The sequence below is a fragment of the Hafnia alvei genome (assembly GCF_964063325.1).
Lineage (GTDB): Bacteria > Pseudomonadota > Gammaproteobacteria > Enterobacterales > Enterobacteriaceae > Hafnia > Hafnia alvei_B.
In genome coordinates this window covers 225,408-242,357 of the sequence record NZ_OZ061315.1, presented here as the reverse complement: position 1 = coordinate 242,357, position 16,950 = coordinate 225,408, and the positions used below count along the sequence as shown (strand labels likewise).

The 16,950-nt window shown below is 50.3% G+C and carries 14 protein-coding genes; 8 read left to right on the top strand and 6 right to left on the bottom strand.

Translation table 11 applies throughout. The annotated features are described in order from the left end of the window. Positions 1–14 precede the first annotated feature (14 nt). On the bottom strand, positions 15–2,516 hold the full coding sequence (gene ptsP / locus AB3Y96_RS01130) for a phosphoenolpyruvate--protein phosphotransferase (RefSeq protein ID WP_367298308.1): 2,502 nt from the start codon (positions 2,514–2,516) through the stop codon (positions 15–17). Between the two features lie 337 nt (positions 2,517–2,853). Between ptsP and AB3Y96_RS01125 the strand changes: the two genes are divergently transcribed. The 5 genes from AB3Y96_RS01125 to AB3Y96_RS01105 all read left to right on the top strand — a co-directional run bounded on the left by AB3Y96_RS01125 (position 2,854) and on the right by AB3Y96_RS01105 (position 7,867). Beyond that, positions 2,854–3,936, top strand: a complete 1,083-nt coding sequence (locus AB3Y96_RS01125) for a PTS fructose transporter subunit EIIC (RefSeq protein ID WP_367300261.1) — start codon at positions 2,854–2,856, stop codon at positions 3,934–3,936. A gap of 21 nt (positions 3,937–3,957) precedes the next feature. Beyond that, positions 3,958–4,278 carry a PTS fructose-like transporter subunit IIB gene (locus AB3Y96_RS01120; protein WP_025802206.1) on the top strand — a complete coding sequence of 107 codons (321 nt, stop codon included), beginning with the start codon at positions 3,958–3,960 and terminating at the stop codon, positions 4,276–4,278. Between the two features lie 68 nt (positions 4,279–4,346). Continuing rightward, positions 4,347–6,644 (top strand): formate C-acetyltransferase, encoded by a 2,298-nt coding sequence (locus AB3Y96_RS01115; protein ID WP_367298307.1) that lies wholly within the window; start codon positions 4,347–4,349, stop codon positions 6,642–6,644. After that, the gene (locus AB3Y96_RS01110) at positions 6,610–7,497 is read left to right on the top strand and encodes a [formate-C-acetyltransferase]-activating enzyme (RefSeq protein WP_367298306.1); all 888 of its coding nucleotides are present in this window, start codon (positions 6,610–6,612) and stop codon (positions 7,495–7,497) included. Before AB3Y96_RS01115 ends, AB3Y96_RS01110 begins: the two co-directional genes overlap by 35 nt. Before the next feature lie 25 nt (positions 7,498–7,522). Further along, the gene (locus tag AB3Y96_RS01105) at positions 7,523–7,867 is read left to right on the top strand and encodes a PTS fructose-like transporter subunit IIB (protein WP_072308838.1); all 345 of its coding nucleotides are present in this window, start codon (positions 7,523–7,525) and stop codon (positions 7,865–7,867) included. Here AB3Y96_RS01105 and AB3Y96_RS01100 read toward each other — a convergent pair. Continuing rightward, entirely contained in the window at positions 7,854–8,717 is an 864-nt protein-coding gene (locus AB3Y96_RS01100) for a helix-turn-helix transcriptional regulator (protein WP_247650322.1), read from the bottom strand. The genes AB3Y96_RS01105 and AB3Y96_RS01100 overlap by 14 nt on opposite strands. A gap of 341 nt (positions 8,718–9,058) precedes the next feature. On the opposite strand from AB3Y96_RS01100, the gene AB3Y96_RS01095 reads away from it, so the two are divergent. Beyond that, positions 9,059–9,547 (top strand): hypothetical protein, encoded by a 489-nt coding sequence (locus AB3Y96_RS01095; protein ID WP_081329577.1) that lies wholly within the window; start codon positions 9,059–9,061, stop codon positions 9,545–9,547. A 198-nt stretch (positions 9,548–9,745) separates the two neighbouring features. Here the strand turns inward: AB3Y96_RS01095 and metE are convergent, their stop codons facing one another. Continuing rightward, positions 9,746–12,022 carry a 5-methyltetrahydropteroyltriglutamate--homocysteine S-methyltransferase gene (gene metE, locus AB3Y96_RS01090; RefSeq protein WP_367298305.1) on the bottom strand — a complete coding sequence of 759 codons (2,277 nt, stop codon included), beginning with the start codon at positions 12,020–12,022 and terminating at the stop codon, positions 9,746–9,748. Positions 12,023–12,303: 281 nt separating this feature from the next. Between metE and metR the strand changes: the two genes are divergently transcribed. After that, positions 12,304–13,311, top strand: coding sequence for an HTH-type transcriptional regulator MetR (metR, locus tag AB3Y96_RS01085; protein WP_072308835.1), 1,008 nt, complete (start codon positions 12,304–12,306; stop codon positions 13,309–13,311). Here the strand turns inward: metR and AB3Y96_RS01080 are convergent. Continuing rightward, on the bottom strand, positions 13,220–14,089 hold the full coding sequence (locus AB3Y96_RS01080) for a carboxylate/amino acid/amine transporter (protein ID WP_046360352.1): 870 nt from the start codon (positions 14,087–14,089) through the stop codon (positions 13,220–13,222). The two genes, metR and AB3Y96_RS01080, sit on opposite strands and share 92 nt — an antisense overlap. Positions 14,090–14,192: 103 nt before the next feature. Beyond that, a complete protein-coding gene (locus AB3Y96_RS01075; protein ID WP_367298304.1) occupies positions 14,193–15,077 on the bottom strand; it encodes a LysR family transcriptional regulator in 885 nt (294 codons plus the stop codon). A 101-nt stretch (positions 15,078–15,178) separates the two neighbouring features. Here AB3Y96_RS01075 and AB3Y96_RS01070 point away from each other — a divergent pair, with 101 nt between their 5' ends. Further along, a complete protein-coding gene (locus tag AB3Y96_RS01070) occupies positions 15,179–15,775 on the top strand; it encodes an NAD(P)H oxidoreductase (RefSeq protein WP_367298303.1) in 597 nt (198 codons plus the stop codon). Between the two features lie 59 nt (positions 15,776–15,834). Here the strand turns inward: AB3Y96_RS01070 and AB3Y96_RS01065 are convergent, their stop codons facing one another. Beyond that, positions 15,835–16,941 (bottom strand): DUF4056 domain-containing protein, encoded by a 1,107-nt coding sequence (locus tag AB3Y96_RS01065; RefSeq protein ID WP_367300260.1) that lies wholly within the window; start codon positions 16,939–16,941, stop codon positions 15,835–15,837. Positions 16,942–16,950: the final 9 nt, after the last annotated feature.

Here is a 16,950-nt window from a genome sequence, read left to right as displayed (position 1 = left end):
CCTATTTCCTTAGATTAAATCTCTAGCTCACGAGCCAGTAAATTAGCCACATCGGTTGCCTCTTTAGCTTCAACCAGCGCCGAGCGAAACTCTTCATGCATAATGCGACGTGCCAGTCGAGAAAAGATCCGCATATGCTGATCGCCAGCGGCATGTTTGTTCAGCGTTAACATGATGATGTATTGGGCTTCCTCGTCTCCCCAAACCACAGGCTGTGGAAGCCGCGCAACGCTGATGGTGGACTGCTCAATATGCTCGGATTTGGTGTGTGGAATCGCGAAGCCAAAGCCTAGGCCGGTGGAAAACACAGCCTCTCTCGCCCACAGATCTGCCCCCAGCTTGCGTGGATAGCGGCACCGCCCCGCCAACAGCAGGTTATCAGTCATGCCTTTGATGACTTCCTCTTTACTGCGCCAATCATTACTTAACGAAATGCAGTCTGCGCTAATCAACGGTGCGTCTTGCTGAGTCATCCTGAATTGCGCCAACAAATGCTCTACCTCTAAAGACGTTCGGCAGGCCATCGCTTGATTGAGCAGCAAACGACACTCTCGGCTATCTAGCTGTGCAAGGCGCGCTTTGGTGGCAGGAATTGAAGGGGCGCTCATGCTAATTTCATCAAGCCCCAAGCCCAGGAGAAGCGGCAAAACTGAACCTTTCGCACCGAGCTCACCGCATAGCCCAATCCATTTACCCTGCCGATGCACTTCACGAACCGCATGATCAAGCGCACGTAAGAAGGCTGGGTTTAGGCTGTTATAGTGTTTCGTCACTTTGGCATTATCACGATCGACGGCGAGCAGATACTGGGTCAGGTCGTTACTGCCGATACTGAAGAAATCAATTTCCTCACAGCATTGATCGATAATAAACATCACCGACGGCACTTCTAGCATGATGCCAAGCGGGATCTTTTCATCGAAAGGGATCTGTTCAGCGCGTAAGTTTTGCTTCACTTCAGCCAGCTGATCTTTCACCCATAAAATCTCTTCCATAGAAGAAATCATCGGGATCATTATCTTGAGTGAACCATGTGCAGAGGCACGAAGGATCGAGCGCAGTTGGGTATGGAATAGAGAAATAAACTCCTGATAAATACGCACCGCGCGATAGCCAAGGAACGGGTTATTCTCTGCCGGGATCTTAAGATACTCTACGGGCTTATCGCCCCCGATATCCATGGTTCGCACAATGATGCTACGCCCATTCGCTCCCTCTAACGCTTGGCAATAAATATTGTAAAGTTCATTTTCTGAAGGCGCATGGGCACGATCCATATACAGCATTTCGGTTCGGAACAACCCCACCGATTCAGCACCGTTACCAAACGCTGGTACGGCCTCAATGGAATGGGCAATATTCGCGGCCACTTCCAAACGCACGCCGTCTGCGCTGCGCCCTTGTGCCGAAAGATAGGCTTGCTGCTGTTCACGAATGCGCGCTTGTACCTGCGCTTCCTGCTGATAATAGCGCTGTACTTCAGGCGACATCTCCACCGCGATCAGCCCTAAATCACCGTCAATCTGCACGTTTTGCTGCTCATAATCTGCAAGAGCATTGGCGTCAACGCCAACCAACGTGGGGATATTGAATGAGCGTGCCAAAATAACCGTATGCGACGTGCTACCACCGCTGTTCAACAGCAGGCCTTTCAATAGCGATTTATCCAGCTCTAAAAACTGACTTGGCGTCAGTTCGTCAGCCATACAAATACTGTTTTGCTGCAGGGATATTTGAGAAGGAAAACGCTGAGTACCATAAATTTGCTGTAAAAGCTGGAAGCACACATCGCGTACGTCTAACGCACGCTCTTGCAGATATTCACTGGCCGATGCGGCAAACTGCTGACAGAAATACTCACCGGCAGCCACGATAGCGTGGGCACAGCTAGCACCTTCAACAACCTGCTCTAATAGCTTGTTACGTAGGGAGTTATCACTTAATAACGAACGGTGAGCCTCAAGAACCGCGCTGGCCGTTCCACTATCATCCATCAATTGAAGATCCAAAGACTTCAATAGGCGACTTAGTCCGGCATCCAGCTCTCTTTGCTCTTCTTCCACACCGCGTGACGCAGGCAGCTCACCCAGACGATTAAAATCGATGCCAGATAAATGCACCAAAATTCCAGTCGCAATCCCACCGCAAACCGAACGCGCCCGCACAATTTTAGGATTTAGATTGGTCAAGGACTGCGGTAATACTTCCTCCTGCGTTTGCGCTATCTGTGGCAAAGGCGCATCACAGTGGGGGAATTCATTCTTAATAAAGGAAGATAGGCGCTCATGCGCCTGCTCAGCATCAGCGCCCTCAATCATGAGATGGCATTCATCACCGTGTAAAGTATCGGTACCAATCAGCGCCAAAGCGCTTTTGGCATTCCCTTTTCGTCCAGTGCGTAAATTGAGCCACTCAATATGCGCGGTGAACTGATTGCACAGCGTTTCGATATGGCTCGCCGGGCGGGCGTGAACACCGTTCGGCAATTCACAGGTAAATTTCAGCACTTGCGACATGGCACACTCTCCTGAGCTAACGCTTGATAATGCTAGACAGGATAGAAGTAGTGCGGCCCATGCGGATATGGGACAAAAATGCCAAACACTGGACAAATGTAATCACCCACCCAAAGTGAGATGCTGCTCACATCGCAAATTATCGCTAGATTCTCCGATTCATTCACCATAAGTTTGCGCCCGATCTCATTTTCAGTCACACCGTACAAATATCCAGTAAATGGCATTTTTCTCCACTGTCTGCCGAACTTCAGATTGCCTATTGTGGAGTCCAGTTTTGAGTCAGATCGGCCTTGATGGCCCATCCATGCATTCACTCTCTGTACTGGAGAACGCGATGAAAGAGTTGGTTCAGATACTTAAAAATACCCGCCAGCACTTAATGACTGGCGTCTCGCATATGATCCCTTTTGTCGTTGCCGGCGGCATTCTGCTTGCTGTCTCCGTCATGCTATACGGCAGAGGTGCCGTGCCCGATGCAGCGACCGATCCTAACTTAAAAAAGCTGTTTGATATCGGCGTTGCCGGTCTGACATTGATGGTGCCCTTTCTGGCTGCTTATATTGGTTACTCCATCGCAGACCGCTCTGCGCTGGCTCCCTGTGCCATCGGCGCATGGGTAGGCAATTCATTTGGTGCGGGCTTTTTCGGGGCCATCATCGCCGGGATTATCGGCGGCATCATCGTGTTTTATCTCAAGAAGATCCCTGTTCCCAAGATCCTGCGTTCGGTCATGCCTATCTTCGTTATTCCAATTATCGGCACTCTCCTCACTGCGGGGATCATGATGTGGGGATTAGGCGAACCCGTTGGTGCGCTCACCTCAGGCTTAACCCACTGGTTGCAAGGCATGCAGCAGGGCAGCATCGTCGTTCTCGCCGTTATCATGGGGCTCATGCTGGCTTTTGATATGGGTGGTCCCGTCAACAAAGTCGCCTACGCCTTCATGCTTATCTGCGTCGCCCAAGGTGTTTATAGCGTTGTAGCTATTGCCGCCGTAGCAATTGCTATTCCCCCTCTTGGATTAGGCTTTGCCACCCTGATTGGTCGCAAGTACTACAACGCAGAAGAAAAAGAAGCAGGCAAAGCTACGCTGCTCATGGGCTGCGTGGGCGTCACCGAAGGTGCCATTCCTTTTGCCGCCGCCGACCCATTGCGGGTGATCCCATCCATCATGATCGGCTCCGCCTGCGGTGCGGTAACCGCCGCATTGTTTGGTGCTCAGTGCTACGCCGGTTGGGGAGGGCTTATCGTTCTGCCTGTCGTTGAAGGAAAGCTTGGTTATATCGCCGCGCTGGCCGTTGGCATGGTGGTCACCGCGCTGTGCGTCAACTTATTAAAAAGTTTGGCCGCCAAAAAACAGGCCGTGCAAACAGAGAATCAAGAAGACGATTTAGATCTGGATTTTGAAATCAATTAATTCTGCTTTGAGGACATCATTATGACAAAGATTATCGCTGTAACCGCTTGCCCATCCGGTGTTGCCCATACATATATGGCGGCTGAAGCCTTAGAACGCGCAGCGAAAACTAAAGGCTGGGAATGCAAAGTTGAAACCCAAGGATCCATCGGATTAGAAAACGAATTAACGGCTGAAGACGTTGCATCTGCAGATATGGTGATCTTAACCAAAGACATCGGCATCAAGTTCGAGGAAAGATTCCAAGGTAAAACCATCGTGCGCGTCAACATCAGCGACGCGGTTAAACGCGCAGATGCCATCATGGGCAAAATAGAGTCACATATTTCACAAACGGCCTAATCGCTAGAACGGGTATGGTTTTTGAATCCATAACCGTTCCCCGCTGAATTCTCGGATCGGAGTCCACTATGACCGCTCGTATCGAACGCTTAAAAGCAGCGATGTTTGCTAACCCAAGAGAAATTTCTCTGGAGCGAGCCTTGCTCTATACCGCAAGCCACCAGCAAACAGAGGGTGAGCCAACGATTTTGCGCCGTGCTAAAGCCACTGCATACATACTCGATCATGTTGAGATCTCTATCCGAGCCGATGAGTTAATCGCGGGCAACCGCACCGTTAAACCACGCGCAGGGATCATGTCTCCTGAAATGGATCCCTATTGGCTTCTCAAAGAACTAGACCAATTCCCGACTCGCCCGCAGGATCGTTTCGAGATCTCAGACGCGGATAAAGCCATTTACCGCGAACAGCTATTCCCTTATTGGGAAAAATGCTCAATGAAAGACTTCATCAACGGGCAGATGGACGATGACGTTAAAGCTGCAGTAAAAACACAAATTTTCAGTATTAATCAAACTGACAAAGGGCAAGGGCACATCATCATTGACTACCCTCGTCTGCTGAAAAATGGCCTAGGCGCGCTGGTCAGCGAAATGCGTTTACTGATCTCAGAGCAACCTGATAACGCTTTTTATCAGGCTGCTTTTTTACTGCTAGAAGCCTCGCAGCGCCACATACTGCGTTATAGCGCGCTAGCGCAAGAAATGGCGTTGGCTTGCCCAGATGAGCGACGTCGCCAAGAACTCGTCAAATTGGCAGAAGTATCCAGCATCATTTCAGCGGAGCCTCCGCAGGACTTCTATCAGGCCTGTCAGCTGTTTTGGTATATGAACATCATTCTGCAATATGAGTCGAACGCTAGCTCACTTTCATTAGGGCGTTTTGACCAATATATGTTGCCCTTTTATCAATCTTCATTGAATCAAGGTGAAGATCCACTTTTCCTGCGCGAGCTATTGGAATCACTGTGGATCAAATGCAACGATATTGTGCTACTTCGCTCCACCTCAAGCGCACGCTATTTTGCCGGTTTTCCAACGGGTTACACTATCTTACTGGGTGGTCTGACGGAAACAGGCCGCAGCGCGGTCAACGTCTTATCGTTTTTATGCCTAGACGCATACCAAAACACTCAGCTTCCACAGCCCAATCTTGGCGTGCGCGTGAACGAATTAATCGACCGCCCTTTCCTGCTGAAAACCGCCGAAACTATTCGCATCGGCACCGGTATTCCCCAGATCTTCAACGATGAAGTCGTTGTTCCAGCGTTTTTGAATCGTGGCGTTTCGCTAGAAGACGCTCGAGATTATTCGGTGGTCGGCTGCGTAGAGCTCTCTATTCCGGGCAAAACCTACGGCTTGCATGACATAGCTATGTTTAATCTGCTCAAAGTCATGGAGATCGTTCTGCTCGAAAATGAAGGCAACGCCAATCTGCATTACGAAGACCTGCTGGAACAGATTCGCTGCAAAATTTGCTACTACGTAAAATTGATGGCCCAAGGCAGTAATATCTGCGATGTCGGCCATCGCGATTGGGCGCCGGTACCGCTGCTTTCATCCTTTATTAGTGACTGCCTAAGCAACGGTAAAGACATTACCGAAGGGGGGGCACGCTATAATTTCTCTGGTGTACAAGGCATTGGTATCGCAAACCTCAGCGACTCTCTACATGCCTTAAAAGGCATGGTTTTCGATCAACAGCGACTCAGTTTTGATGAGCTCATTGCAACGCTGAAGGCTAATTTTGCAACGCCGGAAGGCGAGAAAATCCGTGCCCGTCTGATCAATCGTTTCGAGAAGTACGGCAACGATATCGACGTGGTTGATAACATCAGCGCCGATTTACTGCGTTTTTACTGCAAAGAAGTTGAAACCTACCGCAACCCCCGTGGTGGGCAGTTCACGCCGGGTTCCTATACCGTTTCAGCGCACGTGCCGCTCGGTGCGGTGGTAGGCGCAACGCCTGATGGACGTTACGCAGGTGAGCAGCTCGCCGACGGCGGTTTATCGCCGATGCTCGGTCAAGATGCACAGGGGCCAACCGCGGTACTCAAATCGGTGAGCAAATTGGATAACTATCTGCTTTCAAACGGTACATTGCTGAACGTTAAATTCACTCCGTCTACGCTGGAAGGCCAATCAGGGCTGAACAAGCTCGCCGATTTTCTGGGTGCGTTCACTAAACTTAAGCTACAGCATATTCAATTTAACGTGGTGAATGCCGAGACATTACGTGCTGCACAGGCAAAACCACAAGATTACGCGGGGCTCGTGGTGCGCGTGGCTGGTTACAGCGCCTTCTTTGTTGAGCTGTCGAAGGAGATCCAAGATGACATCATTCGCCGTACGGCACATCAGCTCTAACCAGCCGACATCCGCTGGGCACTTGCCCAGCAATGTGGCGCGGATCTTTAATATCCAACGTTATTCGCTTAACGACGGTGGCGGGATCCGCACCGTCGTATTTTTCAAAGGTTGTCCACACACCTGCCCGTGGTGTGCAAACCCCGAATCAATCTCCAATCAAATACACATCGTACGTCGCGAAGCCAAGTGCCTGCACTGCCAGCCGTGTCTGAATAATGTCGATGAATGCCCAGCCACGGCGATGGAACGCATTGGCCACGATATCTCGCTCGACGATCTACTGAAAGAAGTACTGAAAGACGACGTATTTTTCCGCTCGTCTGGAGGGGGTGTCACCCTCTCTGGCGGCGAAGTACTAATGCAAGCGCCCTTCGCCCTACAACTTCTCACTCAGCTAAAATTTTTAGGTATTAATACCGCGATAGAAACCGCGGGCGATGCCAGCACCAATACGCTTCTAGCACTGGCCAAGCAGTGTGATTCCGTTCTGTTTGACCTAAAAATCATGGATACGGTGCGAGCGAAAAACCTGCTCAATATGCACCAGCCACGCGTGCTACGAAATTTCACTCGGCTAATTGAAGAAGGAATAACGCTCATCCCACGCGTACCGCTTATTCCCGGCTATACGCTAGGCGTGGACAATTTTCGGGCCATATTAGAATTCTTGGCGCCGTTCACACTACCTGAAATCCATTTGCTGCCGTTTCATCAGTTTGGCGAAGCCAAATATCGTCTGCTGAATCGCCCTTATAAAATGAACGATGTAGTGGCTCCTAGCGAGGCAGAGATCGAACCAATACGGCAACTCGCTATCAATGCTGGATATCGTGTTATAACGGGTGGGTAATGAGTGTGCTAGCGAGGATACTAAAATGACAATAAAACTGGTTGCGGTCACCGGATGTATTAGCGGCGTAGCTCATACCTATATGGCCGCAGAAAGATTAGAGAAAATTTGCCAACAAGAAAAATGGCAGGTAAAAATTGAAACTCAAGGCGCACTTGGTATTGAAAATCAGCTATCAGAGCATGACGTAGCCTCAGCGGATGTCGTCTTATTAATTGCCGATATTGAACTGGAAGGCGCTGAACGCTTTACCCATTGCCGCTGCGTCCACAGCAGTATCAACACGTTTCTCCGCTTTCCTGAGCGCACGCTAACAGCGGTGAAAAAGATCGTCACATCACCGCAGGAAACCCACATCAACATTCGCTAGATAGAACATTCTCTAGACCGTTTTGCTGCACCTTATCCAATAACTGACTCCGATACTGGCGACGATACTCCGAGGGAGAACGTTCAGTCGTTTTCCGAAACAGTCGACAAAAGTAGTTACTATCCACAAAACCGCACGCATGAGCGACTTCCTTCACTTTCATATCGTAGCGTTTCAGTAAATGCTTGGCCTGCTCAAGGCGCGTGTAGTTGAGATATTCATTAAAACCGACGCCCCCCGCTTTTTGGAATAAATGTGAAAGGTAATTAGGCGAAATATAAAATGCCTGCGCAACAGACTCACGGGTTAACGGATCGCGATAAAACTCATCAACATGCTGACGCACCGCGTCGAACAGCGCCTGACTACGCGATGCGGTCTGAACCTGACTGCCGAGCAAGTCTAAACAATGGCTGATCAATCCCTTCACGATGAAACGTGCTGTGTTTTGATCGCGCTGGTTCCAGGTCAGTTCGTTCAGCGCCTGCAATAAAAATGAGCCCACACGTGGGCCACGGCGCGCCACATTCTGCTTACCCAAATCCTGATACTGCTCACCGTTCCAGCGTAACAAACTAAAACCAAGCTGTTGCTTACCGAATAAAACGCTCAACGTGGTTACCGGCGTGCTCCATTCAGGGCTATTCCACCCCCCAGCCGGTACAAACAGGGCATCACCCGCTTGCAGAACATGCTCAGCCGAGCCGCCTTGCACGTCCTCCCATCTCATTTTTTGCTGGCCTTCCAACACCAGTTCTAAGCGTGGGAAATTAACCTGATATGCCAGTTCCGGTGCAGGTTGCTGATTACCCGTAAAATACACCTGTCCTTGCCGCTCAGGCTGCTGCATCCACAACGTCAGCGCATGGGTAAGTTCTCTCATCAGCATTGCATCCTTGATATCAATGGGTTTGATTCGTTTTTTGAGCATAACACAGACCATTTAGTGCCAAGAGGTTCTTTGGTTTGACCTTTTCATCACATGGCACATTATGTTAATGCTTTGTTGCAAATTGTTTGGTTTTATATTCTTAAGGAATGAGTAACTACAAATTCATTTCTCACAAACCTTCTTTGCTCATAACTAAAACACCCTATTCGGCAGGACATCACATCGTGTGATGGCCTCGTTATACGCAACAGCTCCATGACGGTTTGATTCATAGGTTTAGCTACGTACGGAGGCAAATTATGAGAAAAATCAGATACCATCACACCTTATTGGCTTCAGCGTTGCTGGTGTTTTCTGCGTCCAGTTTGGCGGAACAGCTGCCTAACTGCGAAAACGTTGTACGTCAGGCCAACGAACAGCTGATGCACCAATCTTCAGCAACCATCAATGATACTCAGGGTTTGAGCTCTTTAATCCGCCAAATCAATCAGCACCAAGAGCTACCCACTAGCTATGTCACCACCGACAAAGCAAAGCGATTTGGCTGGAGTGGAAATGCACAAGAATCTATTTGGGCGAGCAATTTGCTATTAGAAAACAAAAGTATCGGTGGGGATGCCTATGATAAAAGCCCAAACAATGCTAGCGAGCGCTGGTACAGTGCTGATGTCGATAGTCTGCGCGGATATCGCAGCGGTAAGCATTTAATTTATCAGCCAGCAAACGCAACTTACTATCTCACCACCAACGACGGCAGCTCCTTTGTCGCAATTCCTCAATGCCTGTAGCCTATGAGTCGGATGCTGCCTTGCGCAGCATCCGAAAATGAATCCCAAGAGTCTTCTCTTAAGTTTGATTTTAGGGGAACCGTAGGGATGGGGTCGTAGCAGCTTTAGCTGCCGGAGCGCCCCACCCTGCGGTAGCCCCGTGTATCTCGATTTACTAGACGACCTATAGAATCACTAACCCTACAAAATCTATACCTATTAAGCCGCAAGCTCACGCAGACGCTGCGCTGCTTTGACCATATTCGCCAATGACTGGCGCGTTTCTGGCCATGCACGGGTCTTCAAGCCACAGTCTGGGTTTACCCACAGACGCTCAGCCGGAATGTTTTGCGCGGCTTTACGTAATAGATCTTCAATCCACTCTACGCTCGGCACATTTGGCGAATGGATGTCATACACGCCAGGACCGATTTCGTTTGGATATTCGAACTCTTTAAATGCTTCCAGCAGATCCATATCAGAACGAGAGGTCTCTATGGTGATCACATCGGCATCCAGCGCCGCGATAGAATCCATGATGTCATTGAACTCGCAGTAACACATATGCGTGTGGATCTGGGTGTCGTCTTGTGCAACCGCCGCATTCAGTCGGAAAGCGTCAACCGCCCACTCCAAATAAGCCTGCCAATCGGAGCGACGCAGCGGTAAACCTTCACGCAGTGCCGGTTCATCAATCTGAATAATACCAATGCCCGCTTTTTCTAAATCTTCGACTTCGTCACGCAATGCCAACGCGATTTGCTTAGCGATGGTTTCACGCGTCACATCTTCACGCGGGAATGACCAGCAGAGGATCGTCACCGGCCCTGTCAGCATGCCTTTCACCGGTTTGTCCGTTAGCGACTGAGCGTATTTCGCCCACTCAACGGTAATCGCTTCAGGACGGCTAATATCACCAATAATAACCGGAGGTTTAACGCAGCGAGAACCGTAGCTCTGCACCCAGCCATTTTGGGTAAATACAAAGCCATCAAGATGCTCACCGAAATATTCCACCATGTCATTACGTTCGGCTTCACCATGCACCAACACGTCCAGACCTAAACGTTCCTGTTCGGCAATGGCCTGTTTGATGTGCTCGCTGATGCCCGTGCGGTAGTTGTTGCCATCAACGCGGCCTTGTTTGAAATCTAAACGCAGGCCCCGAATCTCCGTGGTTTGCGGGAATGAACCGATGGTTGTTGTTGGCCATGCCGGTAAATTGAAACGCTTACGCTGGGCTTCAGCACGCTGTTCATAAGGCTGGTTACGGGCGCTATCACGTGGCGTAATCGCCGCCAGACGTTGCTCCACCTGCGCGTTATGCACTCGTCGAGAGCTACGACGCGCACGGATCGGTGCGCTGTAATCCGCCAGAGCTTGCAGGTTCTCAGCAACCGGCTCGTTAATTGCCTGAGTTAATAGCGCCAGCTCAGCACATTTTTGCAGAGCAAACGCAAACCAGCTTTTCACCTCTTCGTCCAAACGTGTTTCCACGCTCAAATCAATCGGGCTATGCAGCAGGGAACATGAAGAACCCACCCAAATTTGACGCTGAGCCACCAGCGGCTGAATGCGCTCGAACCACTGGCTGACGTCAGCACGCCATACGTTACGGCCATTAATCGCACCGACCGATAACACCCACTCCTGCGGCAGCGCATTATGCAAGGCGTTCAGGTCATCTTTACCGTGTACCGCATCAACGTGCAGGCCTTGAACCGGCAACGAACGGATGGTTTCAAGATTATGACTGATCCCTTCGAAATAGGTGGTCAGCAACAGTTTCACCTGCCCCGTCAACGCTTGATAGGCTGGCTGATAAGCATCGAGCCATTCCTGCGGCAATTCGAGCACCAGCGCAGGCTCATCAATTTGTACCCATTCAATACCGCGATCTGCCAACGCTTTCAGAACCTGTTGGTAAACTGGCAAAATATCTTGCAGAAGGTCTAAGCGTTCAAACTGCGCGCCTTTGACCTTACCAAGCCACAGATAGGTGATTGGCCCGAGCAGCACTGGCTTGACGTTATGACCCAACGCCAACGCTTCATCCACTTCTTCTAACAACTGCGTCCATCCTAGAGAGAATTTCTGCCCCTGCGTGAATTCCGGCACCATGTAGTGATAGTTCGTGTTGAACCATTTGGTCATTTCAGCCGCAGCAGCAGGCTCGCCGCTTGGCGCACGTCCACGGCCGATACGGAAAAGCGTATCCAGATCGATTGAGCCGTCTGCATTTTGATGGCGAGCCGGTACGTTGCCCAGCAACAGACTGGTGGTTAGTACATGGTCATACCATGCAAAATCACCGACCGGCAGTAAATCAACGCCCGCTTGTTGCTGCTGTTGCCAATGGCGAGCACGCAGTTCTTTCCCCACGCTCAGCAGCTCGTCTTGAGAGATAGTGCCCGCCCAGTAACTTTCCTGTGCTTTTTTCAGTTCGCGACGCAGGCCGACACGCGGAAAACCTAAAGTGTGATTGATTACGCTCATTATTCTTACCCCATTATGTAGAGAGATATCACCGATATAGCCGCGCTCGGCGTCGGAATTATGGTGGCTATACTCTGAATAATTCTGTTTGAAGAACGGCGGAAAGTTTGTCAGTCCCTAGGAGGTAGATCGCGATGTCACTAGGGTGAACAAGTCTAACCAACGCATCAGCAACTTGAATTATGATGTGTATAGCCATCTAGATGTTTACACATCCATAATCCACAGGTACTGTATATCGAACAAGCGCAAATTATTCACACTCAAGGTGAAAGACTCTCATGATCGAACTGAAACACTTAAGGACGCTACAGGCTCTGAGAAATACGGGCTCGTTAGCCGCTGCGGCAGCGCAACTGCATCAAACGCAGTCCGCCCTTTCACATCAGTTCAGTGATTTAGAGGAACGTTTGGGCTATCGCTTATTTGTACGCAAAAGCCAGCCACTGCGTTTTACCGTGCAGGGTGAGATTATGTTGAGATTGGCAGAACAGGTTTTGCCGCAGATCCAACAGGCGTTGAAAGCCTGCAACGAGCCACACCAAAGTGCGCTGCGCATCGCCATCGAATGCCATAGCTGTATCCAATGGCTTACCCCAGCGCTAGATAAATTCCGTGAACACTGGCCGGATGTTTCCGTCGATTTCCACTCGGGCGTCACCTTCGATCCCCAACCGGCGCTGCAACAAGGTGAATTGGATCTGGTTATGACGTCAGACATCTTGCCGCGCAGCCATTTGCATTACACGCCGATGTTTGACTATGAGGTTCGGTTGGTGCTTTCACCCGATCATCCTTTGGCAGGTAAAGCTGAAATAACGCCGCAGGATTTAGCCGATGAAACGTTGCTGATTTATCCGGTGCAACGCCAACGCCTAGACGTATGGCGCCACTTCCTACAGCCAGCGGGGGTCACGCCTGCGCTGAAAAGTGTGGATAACACGCTGTTGCTGATTCAAATGGTTGCGGCGCGGATGGGCATTGCAGCACTACCGCATTGGGTAGTAGAAAATGTGGAACGCCAAGGCTTAGTTGTCACCAAGCCTCTCGGTGACGGTTTGTGGAGCCGTTTATACTCTGCGGTTCGCGACGGTGAGCAAAATCAGCCCGTTACCGAAGCCTTTATTGATTCCGCCCGCCGTCATGCCTGTGAGCATCTGCCGTTCGTACGCGATGCGCAGGTCTATCACGGCAAAGTCACCCGTGATGCTTTATCTCACGACGAACAATCCATCGACGGTGCACCCATAGAGAAAGCGCAATCACCGCGCCACCAGCAATCAGCCTGATCCAGTCCGGGTGCTGCTGCCAGATCGCCAGATTAACCAGCAGCCCCGCCGGGATCAGCACGTTATTCATGATGGCTAACGTACCGGCATCCACCTGCGTCGCCCCATAGTTCCACATGAAGTAGCCCATACCGGAAGCCCCCACGCCAAGCCAAATCAAAATCCCCCACTGTAATCCCGTGGTGGGCATCATCTGATGATGACCAAACAGCAGCCACGCCGGTAAAGCGATACAAAGCGCCCCCAAATAGAACCATGAAAACGCGTTGCGCTGCGGCATAGGGCTGATTTCCATCACGCGCTTATAGCCGACCTGACCTATCGCAAAACAAATATTAGCGCCCTGAATCAGAGCAAAACCGAGTAAAAACTGAGGGCTTAACGGGTTATAGCGAATAATCAGCGCCCCTAAAACCGCCAGCAGCGCGCTGAATAAATATCCCCAACGCAGCCGATTTCCCTGCATCAGATCGTAGATCAGCGTGACGTAAATCGGCGTCATGATGGTAAACAGCAGAACTTCTGGTACCGAGAGATACAAGAAAGACTGGTAGTAAAACAGGTACATCACTCCCAGCTGGCAGGCACCGAGCGCCATATACAGCAAAGCCTGTTTGGCTTGTACCCCACGCCAGCGCAAGAAGGGTAAAAAGACCAGCGCAGCAAGCGCCACTCGCACTAATACCGCAAACCAACCATCAACCTGACCGGCCAGATAAACCCCAATCAAGCTGAATGAAAATGCCCACAATACGGTGGTGAGAAGTAATAAAATCACGAAGTCTTTTGCCCATTGCAGATTTAGGCAGCAATTCTACTCAAGGACGCGCATGAATGTTGGGCGAAGTAGGTTTACAACTGAATAATTTTCAGCCATTCGTTCAAGAGGATTTAATATAATCGACAAAGGCACGCAAGCCGCAGGTCATGTATTGCCGACTCGGGTAGTACAGCTGAAATCCTGGCTGCTCCGGTAACCATTCGTCGAGCACGGAAACCAACTGGCCGCTTTCAAGATGAGATTTCACTTGGTCATAATACAAAAAGGCAATACCCGCCCCGAGCAAAGTGGCATCCAACATCGTATCTACGTCGTCCAAAATAATATTACCGTTGGGGGCGACCTCTAGCTTTCCTTCAGGCCCAACAAATTCCCAGTGGTAAGGCCGCCCGCTGGGAAAACGAAATATAACGCTCTGATGATCCACCAGTTCACGTGGGTGACTGGGTTTTCCATGCTGGGCGAAATAGTCCGGCGTAGCGACCACGACAAACTTAACCGGTGGGCCAATAGGAATGGCGATCATATCTTTTTCCACAATCGCACTGGGGCGAACTCCTGCGTCAAAGGCCTCTCCCACGATATCTGCCAGCTTATCATCGGTGGTGATTTCTACTTTGATATCAGGATACTGACGTGAAAAACCCACCACCAACGGAATCAAGAACAGCTTGGCTGCCACACGTGCAGCATTAATTTTTAATGTCCCCATGGGCAAATCACGAAAGCAGTTCACTTCATCAAGCATGGTATTGATTTCATCAAACGCGGGGCGCATTCGATCATATAAACTCTTGCCCGCTTCGGTCAGCGCAACGCTGCGTGTGGTGCGGTTGAATAGCCGGATTTTGAGCCGCTGCTCAAGCTGCTTAATCGCATGACTTATTGCAGAAGGTGACAAGCCAAGCTCATCTCCCGCCGCACGAAAGCTTTTATGCCGCGCCACAACGATGAACGGGGCAAAATCGGAAAAGTTCAGCCGCATTAGTGAAAATCCTTCATCAACCTATCTCAAATACTCACTTTTACACAATTATCTTTCCCTCGTAAAGTGTCAGCCACACCTTAAGAGATTGAGATAACTCCATGAAATCAGAGAAAATGTATATTGTATGGGCGCATCCTCGCGCTGACTCATTGACCGCGCATATTGTTGAGGCCATGCAAAGCCAAGCCGCCCATCATGCTATCGGCGTCACTACGCTCGACCTTTACCGCCGAGGGTTTAATCCTGTGCTAGGCGTTGAAGATGAGCCGGACTGGGAAAATCCAAATAAACAATACTCACCTGACGTGCATCAGCTGTATAGCGAACTGGAAGGTCACGACACGCTGGTGGTTGTCTTCCCACTGTGGTGGTACAGCTATCCGGCCATGATTAAAGGGTATATGGATCGCGTTTGGAACCATGGCCTAGCCTACGGCGGGAAAGGGTTTCCGGCGAAAAAAATTCGTTGGGTGGCGTTGGTTGGCGGCTCGCAATCAGGCTTTGTGAAATACGGTTGGGAAAAAAACATCACCGATTTTCTCATCAGCTGTGGCAGCTACTTAGGCGTTGAGGACACTAAAATTACTTTCCTCTACAACACCATAGGCGTTGAAGAAGACATTGCCGATCGCGAGAGTCATTACCAATCGCTGTTCGCTATCGCTCGCGAAGTGATTGACGAAACAGCAAATTAATCGGCTAAACATTGCAAAAAAGGGACGCACGCTTACGTCCCTTTAGCTTCATCTCTCTACTATTTTTGCGCGCTCAAATCCACGGCATCCTCAACTCTGGCATGAAGCGCCAAGGCTGGAAAATCACGGAAAGTATAGTATTTGGCAGGCGCAGGCAGTTGCTTCATAGAACGACCGGGCCAAAGCTGAAGTTCTCCCAAGGCTTGCATCTCCAAGCCTGCCCACTCGCTGGGAAGCTGTAAACGCAGCGGCTTTGCCTGCTCGCTAGGCACCGGCGTAGGAACGCGATCGTCTTCCGTTTGATAGTTACGTTTCAACACCAGAAATTTCTCCGGCACCGCACGATGACTATTCCACCAATTGCCATCCAGCATATCGAATTGAAAACGCGTGTCGTTGGCGTCAACCGCACCTAGACGATGCAACGCATCGGGCAGAATCGTTTGCATCGCCACATTAAACTGCGCTACCGAGGCCGTATGTCCCTGCAATATCAGCGACGTTGCCAAACGGGCGCCAACTAAGTTCGAATAGAGATCTTCCGGCGAAAAAGCAGAAATTCCCTCTGAAAATCCGGGAACAGATTCAAAACCATACCACTGAGCAATTTCGTGCCACGCGGCTACTTGGAACGCTAAATAGCTAGAGAGATAAGCAGCCAACGTAAAGCGCTCGGCTTCATCCTGCGGAGGCGTGAATGCAAACAGCGTGATTTTGCGTTTAGCAAGTTCTTGGCTGAGCTCGATCGTTTGCGCCTGACCCAGCTGCGGCCAAATATGGCTGAACAGATAGAGCGTCATATCCGCCGTATCACGCACATGCGCAATATCGATAAATCCACCCTGCGTGGTGTATAGCAAGCCATCTTGCTCGCTGCTGACCCCCATCAGATTGGCAACCGCACCAAACAGACTGTCGTTATAATGGTGCTCGCCTAACGAATCAGCTTCTACCACGTTATTGAGCTGATAAAAGGGCACGGGGATCCCCAGCGCCTGTGCTTTTAAGTTATAGCCAAAAGCACAGCACGGACGTAATCCATCGGGGGCAGAAAGTCGCTCAACCGTTGGCCACACACGCGTAGCGCTCTGCTGAGGCGCCGTTGATAGATCAGGCGTAATCGGCAATTTGACGTTCGCTGAGCAGGCAGATGTCAGCAAGATCAGACTCGATAA